This is a genomic window from Rhizobium sp. J15, assembly GCF_002531825.1.
GTDB lineage: Bacteria > Pseudomonadota > Alphaproteobacteria > Rhizobiales > Rhizobiaceae > Rhizobium.
Genome location: NZ_NWSX01000057.1, coordinates 22,399 through 36,901, shown reverse-complemented (window position 1 = coordinate 36,901; position 14,503 = coordinate 22,399). Strand labels below are relative to the sequence as shown.

Below are 14,503 nucleotides of genomic sequence, written 5' to 3'. Positions count from 1 at the left end.
AAATCTCAAAGCCGGTCAAGGATGCTTTTGACAAGGTGCTGACGGACCTCAAGGCGACGTAAAAGCGGACTCGCACTTAAATCGCCTGGACTGATCGGGGGCGGCCTACCTTATTCATGGACGGAAAAGATGGTGACGGGGACCATCAGGTCGGGAGAGAGCTGGAAAGTGTGTCCTGCGATCTCGATAGCTCCAGCTAACAAGCTCCTGAAAACGGATCGCGGGCGGCCGGCGTGACATATTGGACGGTTTGAACTGGCGAAGAACCCACCATCTTGGTATCTAACCGCGTAGGCGGCAGGGGGCAGGGGGCAGGGAAGTGGTAATGGATTCACGCAGGGACATAGCCGAGCGGGTCATCGCGCGTTGGAAGGCGCGAGGAATCCGGATCGATGAAGACCCGGGTTTCATGGAACTGGTCGCTCTTTGGACGGCAGGGTCGATTGCGTCCGGTGAAATGCGCCGCCGGTATTCGGCGCTCCAGCGCGAGCGGTCGCTGTCCAGGTCAAATCCACTTGATGTGTATCCCTGCGACGAAGGGGCGGAGGTCGATCATCGATCGATTGCGATTCCAGACGACGAACCAGATGAACGGGGAGGTCTCGGACTGCCGGCGCAAGGGTGACTCTTACAAAGGGCTCATCACGCACCATTTCCTGGCGAGCGCGAACTTCACGAAACAGCGGGTCGACAAGCGCTGCGTCGCGTTGTGCATATTCTCGGGAAGAGTCCGAAAAATCCTTGCCACGAGCCGCAATGGCTGGCGGCTCAGCAAGGTAGAAGGTGAGGAGCGGCCGGCGGTACTGAGTCGACATCTTTATCAACTGTGGGCGTGTCGGCTCAGGGCATCTTCAAGCATGGCAAGGCGGTCGCTGCCCGCTATACAGGGTGCATCGCTAATGCCGAGCTTGTCGGCACATCTTCAACGCTGAGTCCCTCAGTCTCGTGCGCCCAGCGTCCGACAAGTTATTGTCTTCCATGGGAGTCCGGCTTGCGCAAATTGCCCCCGATGAAGGTTGGTCCGCCCGGGTCTTCCGCATGGAAAACGCGCGTTGCCTCAAAAACGCCGGTGCGCCATGCATAGGTCGTATCGTCGATCATCTGCGGCAAGACCTCCTGGTTTGTCGGACGGCCATACCATTTGGTGACGATGCGGGCGACTTTGGCGACGAGCGCGGTACTCATGCGAAGGTTCGAGTGTGCATCGAACATCTCCGGCGCCAATAGCATCGAGACCTCGTTTGGGCGAAAGGTTATTCCTTTGCTGCAAAGCCTAGCTCAACGCGGCTGACATCTAAGATCGCCCGAAGGACGTCGATGCCGAATTTGAGGCTTTCCACCTCGACATCCAGCGAGATGCCCTCGGTGACTGTGCCTTTTGCGTTAGCGATTACCACCTCCTCCAGGTCTTCGAACCACTGAGGACTGTTCCCTTTGTGAAGCTTCGATAGTTCCGCAATCGCGACACTAAATGCCGATTGGACCGCGATTAGAGCGGCGCCGAGCTTTCGTTCGTCTACACCCGAGATGCAAACAATGGGGCTGTTTTTCTCATCCATGGGCTGTTCCTCTGCTGGCTCGCCACGAAAACTCTATTTCAACTAATAGGCGACAGAGTCGTCGATCGCCGACGAATGCAAATAGGCCCGTAGGCTGGAGTCTCGGGTAGTTAGATCAACGAATACGCGATGCTGGGGGTGGACCATGTGGAAATGGTGGATGCGCTTGAGGCCTGTTGAAATCTGGGTCCAGCTTCCGAACGTTCCAACCGGCGGCAATGCCTCTAGGCCGTACGCGTCGCACCTCCTGGTACGCGATAGCGGGTAATCCTTTGTACGAACTGGCTCGCATGCAAGGTCGCCCGAAGGACACAAGTGCCGAGCCTGGGCTTTCCGGCCATAGTCTTCAGTGAGACGTCTGTTGCTTCCACAACTCAACATATTCCGGCGAGCGGCATAAACCTGCAAACTCATTGTTTTTGATCCGCACGCGTCATACCTGGCCTGCACCCCACCGCCATGGCTTCGGCAAAAGGCCTTTTACTCAAAACGCAGGGACCTAGTTTGGCCCGTTTGTCAGGCAGCATCACAAAAAGATCTGCGGAAGGCTCGTCCCGCTTTGCGCGCTCAGGTGCGCCCGCAGTCGATCTGGCAGCGGATTGTTATTCAGGTACACTTTGCAATGAGGCGGAAGCTGCGACAGAATGTACGGCAGTGCAGTTCGCCCGTCGCCAAGTCCTCTCAGGTTGTTTCCACGAACGCTAAGCTCCTCCAGCCCCCTCGGCAGGTTAGGGGGCAGGTGGGTCAGTTCATTACTGTCGGTGCTGAGCCACTTTAGGGTGGCCGGGAGGTCCTCGGGTAGGCTAGTCAGTTCATTGTGAGGGACTTCGAGCCTCGTGAGCTTTGCAGGAAGGCGCTCGGGCAGGCGAATTATATTATTGAGTTCGGCGCGGAGATCCGTCAATTCGAGGGGGAGATTCTCCGGCAGGTGCGCGATTTCGTTGCGGGTGACATGAAGCTCCCTGAGCTCAGGCGGCAGGTTATCGGGCAAACTGGTCAGCCGGTTGTGGTTGACGTAGAGATACTTTAGTCCGGAAGGAAGCTCGTTCGGCAATCTGGTCAGCCGGTTGCCGTCGACGTAGAGCGTCTCGAGCATGTCCGGAAGAACCTCAGGCAGCGTGGTCAGCTGGTTGTCGCAGGCAGAGAGCTTTCGCAGACCGGGCGGGAGGTTGTTGGGCAGCCTGCCCAACCGGTTGTCATTGGCGTTGAGCCGCTGGAGGCCGGCCGGTAAGGTGGGGGGCAGTGCCGTTAGGGACAGCGATGTTAAGTTCAGGGGGGCACGAAAATTGCGGGTTTCCGTCCAGGCCTCGATCCGTGCCATTGCCTCGTGCCGGTCCTCGTCCTGCTCCTGCTGCCCGTCTTCCGCCCAGGCCAGTAAAATTTCTTTCAGTGCCGCTTCGCCGGACGAGGAGCCAGTCAAGCCTTCAACCCAGTTAAAGGTGTCTTCACCGCCTTGTTCGGAACTATTGCCAACACCCCCCTGCCTTCTGCCGTACATTGCGTCGTTCCTTAGGTCATTGCGTCACTGCTGATGTTACTTCCGTCGCGACCTTTCCTTCCAATACCAAATTCGTATCCCGTTATGCTTCGGGGGCATGGCCAGCGTCCTCCCTCGAGCTGGACAGCGCATGATTTTTATCGCGACGTTGAACAATCCCACCATTGACATGCTGCGCAAACTCGGCCTGACAGGCATGGCCAGCGCCTATCAGGAACTCGAAACGCAAATAGAAGCGAGACACCTTCGAGCATGGTGAAAGGCTTCGACTGCTGCTCGAGGCGGCCACGCTCCGCCAGAAGCGCTTCGAGGCGAGAGCCCGCCCTGCAAAGCAGCGCTGTAACGCCCAGATCGAGAACGCTGATTTTTGCGCCGCCCGCGCCCTGATCGCAATTTCGTGACGCCGAGTGATAAAGGTATTTCATCCACCAGTTTCAGCTTGGTGGAGACCTAAACCAGACGCATTTGGAGCCGCTTGCGGCCGATTTCGCGTGGCAACTCCATCTAACTGAGGCGCAAGTTCCCGGAACAAACGCTCACGCGCGATAACCTTTCCTCATTTTCGGGCAATCTCGCAGTGTCACGTTGATTTGGTAGGTCAGCTTACGACGCCGAAGCCGTTACGCTTTTTCTCTACGCCTGCAGGGCCCTGCCGACTTAAAGGCAACGACTTCCGGACAGCCGAGGCCCAGAACCAGTTCACCTTGACATCGTGTCACTCGGGCGTAACAGGCGGCAGCCCGAGTGTCGCAATAAGCTTCATTATCGACGGCGTGGGTGGACCCGGTGTCGGCGGCGGCATGGAGACGATGGACCCGAGCCGCGGAGGCGTTGCCATAACGCCAATCATCGTGCCGATAATGGCGATCCCATCGCCGCTGATTTCGATGGCCTGCGGGCCGGTTCTGCCCGATACTACAAGGCGGATCTTGTCGGGTGTTACCTCGACGCGGCTACCTAAGGCCGCTGCGGCAGGGGAGTCGGGCGCGGCGCCGCCCGAGGTCAGGAGGAAGTGTCTCTTGACGTCGATGCTGTAGATATTCCCGACCTCGACGGTATGATTCTTCTGGGCCTTCAAATAGACCTCCTCACGGCCCTGCTTGTCCTCAAAGCGCAGTTCATTGTAGGCATTAGCGGCGCCGCCATCGGTATGCGTCCGGAAGGTCGACCGCGTTTTGTCGGTCGGCAGGGTTTCAGGCGGCAGATTTGAGCCATTGTATACGACGCCGGTCACCAGGGGCGTGTCGGGATTGCCGTGGATGAAATCAACCACGACCTCATGGCCGATCCGTGGGACGACCAGGTTGCCAAAACCCTTACCAGCGAAGTTCTGGGCCACCCGAATCCAGCAGGAGCTGTTCTCGTTCTTTCCGCCTTCTCGGTCCCAGAAGAACTGAACCTTCACACGGCCGTACTTATCCGTCGCGATCGACTCGCCCTCGGGGCCCACGACGACGGCCGTCTGCGGTCCGTGAATCAACCGCGCCGGTGTGCGGCGCCTCGGTCGGTACTGGGTGGTCGCGGGGATAATCTCTACGTTGCTGTGATAGAGGAACCGCTCGCCCTTCCCCCCCACGGTGTCCGCAGTGAGATCGTCCCCCACCTCACCGATGACAGTGAAGTCCTGTCCGACTGCCAGAAAGCGATCGGTGGGTTTCGGGCGGGAACCGACCTGGCCGTAGTAGAAGGGATTTGCCGCCTTGAATAATGACCCGGTCGTTATCTGGCGCGCAGTGCTTTCGATCCGCGCGCGATAAGCGTTGCAGGCGAGTTCCTCGGCACGGATGGTGGCGTAGAAATCGCCATCGCTTTTTTTTGTATACTGGCCTGGATACTCGAAGACCTCCCGCATTGCCGTGCAGCCGCTGCTTGCCGACGAGGTCTCGCCCGTTCTGACCGCCACGCTCTCCCGCGGTCGGGTGATGGCGCTTCCCGTGAGCTTGCATGGCGGAATGCCGCCTGTCCTCACGGGAGGAACACGCGCGACAGACGTCAGTTCTGCCATCGGCTTCTCATGGTCATAGTCCCTGAGAACGACCTTGTTCGGCTGTAGCGATACGACCTCGTCCCAATGCAGGATGACATCTTCTTGGTAAAGACTTCGGGCAGGCCTGAGATTGTGGTGGGTCTCTACGATCTCAGGCGTGCAGGCCATGTGACTCGCGGCGTTGTCGACCAGCACCAGGTCATGTTGGTCCTCAGCATGTTCAAAATAGTAGTAGATGCCGTCCTGCTCCATGAGGCGGCTGACGAAGGCCAGATCCGTTTCATCGTACTGGACGCAATATGGGCGCTGTGGGAACCGTCGGGCGGTCTGATTCTTGAAATTGCCTTTATGTTCTCGAAAAATCGTGGTGATGATCTCGATGCTCGTCTTGTTCTGAAAGACCCGACTGTTAGAGCGATGCTCGAGCAATGAAATCCACGGCCGCACCTGCGCCACGTAGTTGAGGTGCTCGGTATCGTCGAGGCCGAGATATTGGAAGCGCGTAACAACACCGTTGAAGAAGCGGGTTTGCGAGTCCTTGAGCTTAAGGCCGATTGTCAGGTTTTGACCGGGGATCGTAGCAAAGTTCTGAACTGGATTGCGGCTGGCGAGCTTCACCTCGTAGAGGAAAGGTTCCCCCAGCCGCTCGGTGCCACTGAGCCGCCGGAGAGAGATTTCATTCAACTCGGACGCGGCCGAAGTGACCGCAACAAAACGATTGTGCCTTAAGAGACTCTCGATTCTTGACTCGACCATGGTGGTGTGTGTTCCGCAGATTTGATGAGAAGGCGCGGTTGCGCCCGATGGCGTGAGTAGGATGCTGCCGAAGCCATCGGCGAAGATGCCGAAAAGCGTTTATTTCGTGCATCGAAATCGCCGACCGTTGCTCAGCCAAGATGTCTTGCTGGCCCGCATCGTCAGAGCCAAGCGGGGGAGGGCGGGGTGAAGAAAGCGTGTGGGTCTCTTGGAACTCACCCACGCTAAATCCCACCCAAATCTCGCCATGCGGCCTTGTAACATCGATGAGTTGGCGGATTCCGGCGGTGCTAGCGACGACGTGTCTCCTGGAAGATTCAACCAGGCCCAGGGCGCAGCGCCCGAGCGGACAACCACGGTGGTCGAGTTTCGCCGCGATCGTCGGCTCGATAGGCCTCTCCGCTGCTGAAGCCTCAAGGGCGTCAAAATGGCGATAACGTTCCAAAGAGGCGTCACGGCGAATTTTGCAAAGGGCCTTGGCGGTCCCATTGCAGTTTGCGTTGAGCTTACTGAAGAGAGTCGAGCTTCCGATGCTTGTCATAACGGGCCTTCCAAGCCGCCGCCCGCCGTGCCGCCGCACTTGGTATCGAGGTTACGTGGGCCATTCACCCGTTCCAGATCGATCTCGCCAAGGAGATCTTCTCCCCGCCCGAAAAGAAGGTCGAGCGGGCCCGCCGCATCATGGATGTCCGTTTCAGGAGAGTGCCATGCGGCAGCCGGTGGGCCCCGGTCAGTCGGGGTAGTTGTCAAGTCATCGGCGTGCTGGCGCGTTTTCCGCTTGCCCATCCAACTGGACCATCCGAGTCTGCCGCAGCGACCCAACTGCACTTCCGGGACCTGCTCCTGACGGAGAACGAGGTTAATCTCCCAGTCAAGTTCATCTCCAAGGTAGTTGCAGATGATCTCCGCTATCGACTTAAGGCCGGGAGCTGCGGGCAGAAGCGATTCGTAATGAGCCAGGCTGAGGGGACCCACAATGAGTCGGAACCGATGGTGCCACACTCTGACCCTCGCACCTGCAATAGCGTTGCTGTTCAGCGTGCCCGTGGCCGGGTCGCGGCCCAGGAGGCAGAGCGATATGCGGGGCAGATCCACCCACTTTGGGACAAATTCACGGATATCAACCGGCGCCTCGACGAAGCTGGCGAGGATGGCAGCGAGCCCCTCGGCGTTGCGGGTGTGTGAGGCGAGACGGCCGGTGAAGTGGAGTTTGGCCAGATCAGGCATAGCATCCCGCGCGCGCAGGGAGGTCATCCCGAAGCCGGCTAGCGCGCCGAGCTGAAGGGCAAATCGATCTTCTTGTGGCCTGTCATAGCTCACGGTCGGTTCGCCCTCCGCCCATGCGCGGAAGAAGAACGAGGCCATTCGATGATGAAAGGTATCAGCAAATCGGATCAGCGTCTCATCCGCGGCGTTGTGCTGCCGGAGAAGGGCGTACTCCGTCAGATGCAATGGGAGGGGACCGTGGGGTCCAAACAAGCCGAAGGCGTAGGTGGAGATTACGGGGTCGTTCTCCTCGTGCGCAGTCACGCCCGCGATCGATCGAGTCGGAAATGCAAGGGAGGGCTGCTGGGCGATCCGCACGCGATCCAGGCTGGGACCGCTCGATTCTCCCAGCCGAGGCCGATCTGAGCAGATTGCATCGATCCGCCGCAGAGCCTGGAAGAAGTCGCAGGCATGCGGTTCGGCCCTGAGCGAGCTTAGGAAGTCGCCGAGTGCCCCCGAAATCAAAGGATCGCCCGGCGGCCGGCCATCGTCGGCCATCGCATTACCTCCCCGCGCTGTAGCGTCGAGACGACCATCTCGGTGAAGCTGTTGATGGATACGTATTTCGCGAAGAACTGGTTGAGCACGGAGGCGAGCGGAAAGATGCCAACGCCTTCGAAGGCCGCTTCGTCCAGGATGATACCAACCTCAATCCCACGTGCTACGGCGGCTTGTCCACCGCTGGACAATCGCCTGACCGCAGGCCTGGACCGAATCTCCCGGATCCCGTCGATCTGCCGTGAGGCGAAGGCATTGACTGGATCGACGTAGAGGCGGAGGAGTTCACGTAGCGCTTCTGCGCCCCGGTGGTCGTTCCTATCGGAATTGCTGATCGAGAGGTAGTTCAGTGAAAGATGGCTAATTAATCGCCAAGTGATATCGCCATTGGCGAAGGAGTGGCGCGGTCGGCTCGGGGGCGATACGCACCGGGTGGCGGTAACTGGAGCGCCGATTTCCAGGGTGAAGTCTGTCTCGTCCCGGCCGATCGGCAGCAGCAGCGCCAGATCCCGGTTCGAGCACAGGCAGTTTACAGACAAATGCCGGAGTTCCGCCGAATAGGGAGCCGCTTGGCGATCAACTAGAGAAACGAACGTTTCGCTGCCGATGTAGCCAGTCCGCGCGCCATTTAGACGCTGGTGCTCCGACATGAGGCGCTGCTCCCGGCGGATCGCGTAGTATCTGGAATGCTGCTCCTCCTGACCGTGCGCGCTGATGCTATAGAACGGGTAGAACCTCACGGGAGCCGCTTCGTTTTTCGCCCCGTCTCCGCTCATCTCGAGGATCGAGTGGACCTCAAAGTCGAGCGGCCTCATCCTGTCAACAATCACATGATGCTCGGTGTTCTTGTCGCTCACGTGGACGAGATCTGCCTGGCGTTCGAAGAGATTAATCGCGGGCGTTGCGAAGAGAACGATATTTTGGGGTCCGAGCTGTCGTTCCAGCCGTGGCTCGACACGTCTGAGTGCGAAGACGATCTCAAGGGTCTCGGCAGTTGACAGGGCTACTGCGTCTGCCAGCCCGCTAACCTCGACGAACAACGTCCGCTCCGCGAGGGCGAAATACTCCTGTAGGAGACGGTACCCGTCGAAAGAGCGTGGCACCTCGGGCAGGAGAGCACAGCTCGGCTCCAAACCGCGTTGCTGCAGCGCATGAACCGGAATCTTTTCCTGCCAAGGGATAGGCCGGCCGACCGGACGGGCTATGATATTGCATGCGTCACCGAGAAGCTGTTCGGCGAGTGCGGCGCCGATGCCACCGGGGCCTGTTAGGTGCAGTGTGAGAGCCTCTAGTCCGAGTTTATTGAACGGCATGCCATTGGTGGTGCGAAGGCGTAGTCGCAAAGCAGCCTTCGCATCTTGCCGGGCCGGAAGATCCAGTGCGGCGATCTGCCCCGGCGTCGAAAAATAATCGGCAGCGCTCACCACAATTGGCCAGAGATGCACATCATGGGCCGTGCGGAACTCGCAATGTGTGACGGCGCCCGGAGCAAGACGGCCCAAAAGCTTGGTTCCCCGCGGCACGAGGTATCCATTTTCAAGTCGTCCGGCATCCTGGTCGGGCTCGAAACGGACGATCGTCATCGAGGGGAGCGGCGGTAGAAAATGCGGATAGACCATCTCCAGGAGGTGCTGGGTGAATTCCGGAAAGCGAGACTGAAGCTTCAATTGCACCCGCGCCGCCATGAAAGCGAAGCCTTCCAGAAGCCGCTCGACGTAGGGGTCGGCGACCTCCGCTGATTCCATCCCGAGCCGGGCGGCGACCTTCGGGAATGCGCGGGCGAACTCGGCCCCCATCTCGCGCATATAAGCAAGTTCGTCGTTGTACAGTCGCAGGAGCCGGGGATCCATCAGCTTATCTCTGTACCGAGATGAACGCGGGCGGATTCGAGCTCGGAATCTACCTCCGTACGCATCACCATTCGCACCGGCAACGGCTGCGCCCACAGATCGGCTTCGATCCTAAAGCGAAAAGTGCCGCAACCCTGACCATCGTCCAGGACCGTGACCTTCAGGGTGTCCGGTAAGAGACGCGGCTCAAAGCGCTGAAGGCTCTCGATTATCGCTTCGCGCAATGCGCTCTTATCCATCCCTTCGCGAATTTGTCCGCTGAGAGGCCAGGCACCATAATTAAGTGCACTGGCCGCTACGTGAGGGTACGCTTGTAGATCTACGGTTGCACCCAATTGATTGGTGTTCAACAACCAGGAAACATCGCGTAGAATCACCTCTTCCAGTTGGCGAACAGAGAAGCTGCGCTTGTCCTGCGCTTCACACGAGCTGCGCGGCTCATCGTCCGTAAGCCGGTCCAGGAGGGATGGTTGCACGAGATCCCGCTTAACATCTCTGCCCATGTTACAATCTCCAGGTGCAATAGCGACGAGTCGATCCGTCGTTTTCGCGCGCAGCCCCGAATATTCCCGGGTTGCCGATGGCCCCATCAGCCGACGAGCCTATTGAAGTCGGTGCTGTTCGCGATTTGGTTCCAGATGCCCTCGCCGGCTTTGGTAAGAGCGCCTTTTTCATCCTGCCTGTAATAAATGACCTTGCAGGCGCCGAACCGGAATGTGATCGTCTCCTCGGGGGCCTCTTCCGCATAGGACCACTCGACCTTCTCGACTACCAGCATGTTGAAACTCCAGTGCAAGAACAGGTTCGATTCTGATGTAGCTTGTCCGCTCCCCGTCGCTTTGAAAAGTTTCAGTTCGACGCTATTGAAGTGGGCGCCGCGACCACAGGCAACGTACAGAGAGGGCGATGACGTATCCACCTGCTTCTTGATAGTGAAGACCTCGAATTCGGCCTTGCCCGCGCCCGCCCCGGCGGTATGAGGCCCAATGTTCAGCTTGTTTTCGAGTGAAAAGCTCCATTCGTCCGCTAGGGTGATACCGTCCTTTAGAATGATAGATTCGCCCTTGGGCAAAATGCCGTCCTTGGACGCTTGCGTGAATTTTATAACCGCGTCGAACGCCATGATGGACTTTCCTTTTCTCGTTGATCTGATTGGGCCTGGATTGCATCGGCCAGCCCGGGGCAGCTATTCCGGAGTTTTGGCGCCGAGAACGGAGCACAATCATCTGCGGGTTTTCTCAGTCCTTGCGGGCGGATGGCAGGCGCGAGACAAGTCTCAAAGAGATGGTTAGGCCTTCGAGCTGGTAGTGTGGCCGCATGTAAAATCTCGCAACGTAATATCCGGGATTATCTTCGACCTCTTCCACCTTGACCTCGGCTGAGGAGAGCGGCTGCTGTGCCTTACTCTCTTCGCTCCCAAGCTCGGGCGAGGGGTGGACATAGCCCTGAATCCATTGGTTGAGCCACTCCTCGACCTCGTGGCGCTCCTTGAACGTGCCAATCTTGTCCCGGACCATACACTTCAAATAATGTGCGAAGCGGCAGGTTGCGAAGATGTAGGGTAGCCGTGCACTGAGTTCGGCGTTCGCTGACGCGTCGGGGTCTTCGTATTTGACCGGCTTGTTAATAGTTTGAGCGCCAATAAATACGCCGAGGTCCGTGTTTTTGCGGTGCAACAGCGGTAGAAGACCGTTTTTGGACAGTTCGGCCTCACGGCGGTCGCTGATCGCGATCTCAGTGGGGCATTTTAGGTCGACGCCACCGTCGTCGCTGCGGAAGGTATGTACCGGCAGACCCTCGACCAGGCCGCCGGATTCGACGCCACGAATTCTGGAGAGCCAGCCATAGAGCTTGAACGAGCGCGTGATATTTACGCCCATGGCGTAGGCTGCGTTCGTCCAAAGGTATTTCTCGCTGTCGCCGCCGTCTGTGTCCTCCTCGAAGGCGAATTCATCGACCGGGTTGGTTTTGGCCCCGTAGGGCAGCCGGCCAAGGGTGCGTGGTAAGGTCAGGGCCACGTACCGAGAGTTCTCGCTCTCGCGGAACGCCCGCCAAGGGGCATGTTCGGGCGTGAGGAAGATTTTTGTGATGTCACGCGGGTTCGCAAGCTCACGCCAAGAATCCATCTGCAGCAGATGTGGTGAGACGGCAGATATAAGCGGTGAGTGGCTCGCCGCCGCGATCTGCGCCAGTCCCGAAAGCAACTCTACGTCCGGTGGGGTATGGTCGAAATAGTAGTCGGCAATCAGGCAGCCATAGGGTTCACCGCCGATTTGGCCGTATTCGTCTTCGTAAATTTTTTTGAATAGCGGACTCTGATCCCAGGTGACACCCTTATATTTCCGCAGAGTTCGGGACATCTCCACCTTTGAAACTGGGAGAACGCGAATCTTCAACGTTTCATCGGTTTCGGTGTTGATGGCAAGGTGATGCAAGCCCCGCCAAGCTGATTCCACGCGCTGGAAATTTTCGTGATGGAGGATCTCGTTGAGTTGTGCAGAAAGCTTCTGGTCGATCGAAGCAATCATTGCTTGGATAGTCGTGACGACATCGTCGCTGATTAGCGACGTGTTTTGAAGTGCCTGCTCGGCCAGTGTTCGGACGGCACTCTCCACCAAGTCACGGGAGTGGTCCGAGCGGATCTTGAACTCGAATCGAAGCATGCGGGTGAAATCGCCGAGATCAACGGTGGCGACCTGTACATCTGTGGCATCTGCAGGCATCATGATCAGTTCTCCTCTGTGTCTGGGGATGGCAATGGCGGAGCGGCAACCAATGCATCAGGCTTCTCAGTCTCGATGCCATTGCCGAGGGCGCTTAGCAGTGCCGAATCCGCGAGGAAGTGGGTGAGCAACTCTTCGGCACCGTTCTTACCGTCCATATAGGCCAGCAGATTGGAGAGCTCCGTTCGCGCCTCGAGCAGCCTGCTAAGGCTGTCGACCTTGCGCGCCACGGCCGCCGGCGAGAAATCTTCGAGCCGCTCGAACGTCAAGTCGACAGCGAGTTGGCCTTCTCCGGTCAATAGGTTCGGCACCCGCATCACCACCCTGGGCCTCAGCGATCTGAGCCGATCATCGAAATTGTCGATATCGATCTCCATCATCTTGCGCTCCGCGACAGGGGCAAGCGGCTCGGCAGCATTGCCGGCGAGGTCGGACATCACGCCGACCACGAAGGGAAGCTGAACCTTCTTCTGAGAGCCATAGGTCTCGACGTCGTATTCGATCTGTACGCGAGGCGGACGAACCCGCGCGATGAACTTTTGACTACTCGCCTTTGTCATGTGTTCCACTCTCCTGATAGGGAAGATTGCGCACGTCACGTGCCCTCGCCGACCGCCAGACCGGCAATCGAACGGTATTGGGCAACCCCTTCTGGCGCCAACTCTTTGATAAGAGCCATGAAGTCCTTCGAGACAAGTCGCTGCGCGCGCTCCAGGAGGGCTGGCAGCGGGCTCGCGGGCTCATTCACCTGGTACCAGTGGCAAATGCGGCCAAGAATTTCGACAACGTCATCGCGGTTGCGGATCACTTCGGGGTAAGAGGCCTTGCTAGAGTCTGGCAATGGAGATGCCGGGGCTGCAGGCTGGGCCCTTTTCCGATGGGCGTCGACCAGATCCTTGGCCTGGGTGAGTAGCACTATCAGAGGGTCGAATCGAACGGCCTCGTCACTCGCGACGTGCTGCCGAACACTCGCGTCTAGATGGGTGGCGGCTGCCAGGCTGGCGTGGAGACCAGTGCTGATCTGCTCGAGCTGCAGTGGATCGGTGTCGATGAAGGCGTGCTCGATGGTCGAACGATCAATTTCCGTAGATTGGGACCGTAGCGCACCAGCCCAATCGCGGAGCGTGAAAGTCCCGAATTGCCTGGAGGAGGTGAGTGGGACTTGGCGTATTTCTGCCAAGAGCCCGGAGAGATCGCAGAGGCTCGCTAGAGCGTTGAGGCGAACGGTCTGATCTTCGTCATCTTCTGGATCCGGTCGCGGATGTAGCTCTGACCAGTAGAGCTCGACATAGGCCGCGAGCAGCTCAAGCCCCCGACTTAGACCAGAGAAGCCGAACTGACTGAGGGCGGATCGTGTGAGCAAGATTCCGACTCTTAGATCCTTAGTGCGGGCAGAAAGGTCGAGGCCAAGCCGCCACACCTCTGTCCAATCGGGAGCCTCCTCGGTGGCGATGGAGTCGCCTATCTGCTGGTGCGGCTTGCCATGCGACGCTATCTCCAGCTCCAGGAAGCTCAAATCGTAATCGAGAGCATCCCCGCATGCGTTGCCGTCGCTGATCGGTTTTAATAGATGATCTGCATCGAGCATGACCCAAATCCCAGTTTTCCCGACATAAAAGATCGTCGCGCCTCTGTTTCTCAATGTTTAGCAATGAGCAGACGCGATTGCTCATGCACAATCGACATTCGTATATGTCGTGAATGCTTGGGGCGTGAATGCCGCCGCTTCGGATCTTGACGCAGCTATGTGCTGCTCAGGCGCGAGGGACACCTTGTGAACAACAAGAAGCTCTTCCGGGTCCATCGGGAGGAGAAGCTCACGATGCGCAAGCGCCGTGGCCGGAAACGAGCGAAAGGCAAGCGTTGGTGTTGATCCCGCTGGCTGCCAATGATCGTTGGCGCGGGTTCAGGCTTCTGATGGTCGTGAGGAAAGCCGGACTCTCGTCGCCGATACTTCGCTCTCCGGCCTGCGGTCGCCTGTGGACTGGATCGGGTTATCGAGGAGCGTGGCAAGCCAAGCACTCTGGCCTCGGCTAACTAACCCTGCAGAGTTCGCCCAGATCGGCAACCCGCGACGTGATGCAGTGCTGCGCAGCCGGAATGGTCTCCGCACCTAAACCCGCCGATGCCGCCGCAGATGCGCAACCCACCGCTGGAGCGAACCCCAAACTGGATAAACTTGACGGTACAAGCTCAGCCAGATTGAATTAACATCGTCGGGCAGTCGTTGCAAAGGGCAACCTGCGGAGTACCGTTGCAAACGTGAGCCTGAAGGCCTCCAACTACGAAGTCTTCGCGCGGCCGCCTCCGCGCCAGTTGCTGCATAAGGTGGATGGCGTCCTCGGCGATCGCTCTTGGGGGTGTCG

12 protein-coding genes and 3 pseudogenes are annotated in these 14,503 nt (G+C 58.5%); 4 read left to right on the top strand and 11 right to left on the bottom strand.

What is annotated here, in order from left to right:
- Nucleotides 1-325 precede the first annotated feature (325 nt).
- Nucleotides 326-625 carry a hypothetical protein gene (locus CO670_RS29180; protein WP_016737472.1) on the top strand — a complete coding sequence of 100 codons (300 nt, stop codon included), beginning with the start codon at nt 326-328 and terminating at the stop codon, nt 623-625.
- A 341-nt stretch (nt 626-966) separates the two neighbouring features.
- On the opposite strand, the gene CO670_RS29170 is transcribed toward CO670_RS29180, so the two are convergent.
- The 3 genes from CO670_RS29170 to CO670_RS29160 form a co-directional block, all read right to left on the bottom strand.
- The gene (locus CO670_RS29170; RefSeq protein WP_016737473.1) at nt 967-1,230 is read right to left on the bottom strand and encodes a hypothetical protein; all 264 of its coding nucleotides are present in this window, start codon (nt 1,228-1,230) and stop codon (nt 967-969) included.
- Between the two features lie 23 nt (nt 1,231-1,253).
- Nucleotides 1,254-1,559: a hypothetical protein gene (locus CO670_RS29165; protein WP_004680432.1), complete on the bottom strand. Its 306-nt coding sequence runs from the start codon at nt 1,557-1,559 to the stop codon at nt 1,254-1,256.
- 526 nt (nt 1,560-2,085) lie between these two features.
- On the bottom strand, nt 2,086-3,057 hold the full coding sequence (locus CO670_RS29160) for a hypothetical protein (RefSeq protein ID WP_004680431.1): 972 nt from the start codon (nt 3,055-3,057) through the stop codon (nt 2,086-2,088).
- A 130-nt stretch (nt 3,058-3,187) separates the two neighbouring features.
- Between CO670_RS29160 and CO670_RS33685 the strand changes: the two genes are divergently transcribed.
- On the top strand, nt 3,188-3,316 hold the full coding sequence (locus tag CO670_RS33685) for a hypothetical protein (protein ID WP_010068000.1): 129 nt from the start codon (nt 3,188-3,190) through the stop codon (nt 3,314-3,316).
- A gap of 456 nt (nt 3,317-3,772) precedes the next feature.
- Here the strand turns inward: CO670_RS33685 and tssI are convergent, their stop codons facing one another.
- Nucleotides 3,773-5,800 carry a type VI secretion system tip protein TssI/VgrG gene (gene tssI, locus CO670_RS29155; RefSeq protein WP_004680430.1) on the bottom strand — a complete coding sequence of 676 codons (2,028 nt, stop codon included), beginning with the start codon at nt 5,798-5,800 and terminating at the stop codon, nt 3,773-3,775.
- Nucleotides 5,801-6,349: 549 nt separating this feature from the next.
- Between tssI and CO670_RS33750 the strand changes: the two are divergent.
- A pseudogene (locus tag CO670_RS33750) lies at nt 6,350-6,487 on the top strand (CoA ester lyase); the annotation flags it as partial.
- A 105-nt stretch (nt 6,488-6,592) separates the two neighbouring features.
- Here the strand turns inward: CO670_RS33750 and tssG are convergent.
- From tssG to tssA, 7 genes and pseudogenes are all read right to left on the bottom strand, one after another.
- Nucleotides 6,593-7,564 (bottom strand): annotated as a pseudogene (gene tssG, locus CO670_RS29150) (type VI secretion system baseplate subunit TssG); the annotation flags it as partial.
- Complete coding sequence (gene tssF, locus CO670_RS29145) at nt 7,528-9,414, bottom strand: type VI secretion system baseplate subunit TssF (protein WP_008536039.1); 1,887 nt, start codon at nt 9,412-9,414, stop codon at nt 7,528-7,530. The gene tssF and the pseudogene tssG, both read right to left, overlap by 37 nt.
- Nucleotides 9,414-9,917 carry a type VI secretion system baseplate subunit TssE gene (gene tssE / locus CO670_RS29140; protein WP_004680427.1) on the bottom strand — a complete coding sequence of 168 codons (504 nt, stop codon included), beginning with the start codon at nt 9,915-9,917 and terminating at the stop codon, nt 9,414-9,416. Before tssE ends, tssF begins: the two co-directional genes overlap by 1 nt.
- 86 nt (nt 9,918-10,003) lie before the next feature.
- Nucleotides 10,004-10,537 (bottom strand): type VI secretion system tube protein Hcp, encoded by a 534-nt coding sequence (locus CO670_RS29135; protein ID WP_004680426.1) that lies wholly within the window; start codon nt 10,535-10,537, stop codon nt 10,004-10,006.
- A gap of 115 nt (nt 10,538-10,652) precedes the next feature.
- Nucleotides 10,653-12,140 (bottom strand): type VI secretion system contractile sheath large subunit, encoded by a 1,488-nt coding sequence (gene tssC / locus CO670_RS29130; protein ID WP_004680425.1) that lies wholly within the window; start codon nt 12,138-12,140, stop codon nt 10,653-10,655.
- A 2-nt stretch (nt 12,141-12,142) separates the two neighbouring features.
- A complete protein-coding gene (gene tssB / locus CO670_RS29125; protein WP_016737476.1) occupies nt 12,143-12,697 on the bottom strand; it encodes a type VI secretion system contractile sheath small subunit in 555 nt (184 codons plus the stop codon).
- Nucleotides 12,698-12,732: 35 nt separating this feature from the next.
- Nucleotides 12,733-13,725 carry a type VI secretion system protein TssA gene (tssA, locus tag CO670_RS29120; protein WP_004680423.1) on the bottom strand — a complete coding sequence of 331 codons (993 nt, stop codon included), beginning with the start codon at nt 13,723-13,725 and terminating at the stop codon, nt 12,733-12,735.
- Nucleotides 13,726-13,851: 126 nt separating this feature from the next.
- On the opposite strand from tssA, the pseudogene CO670_RS29115 reads away from it, so the two are divergent.
- Nucleotides 13,852-14,242 (top strand): annotated as a pseudogene (locus CO670_RS29115) (IS3 family transposase); the annotation flags it as partial.
- Nucleotides 14,243-14,503 lie beyond the last annotated feature (261 nt).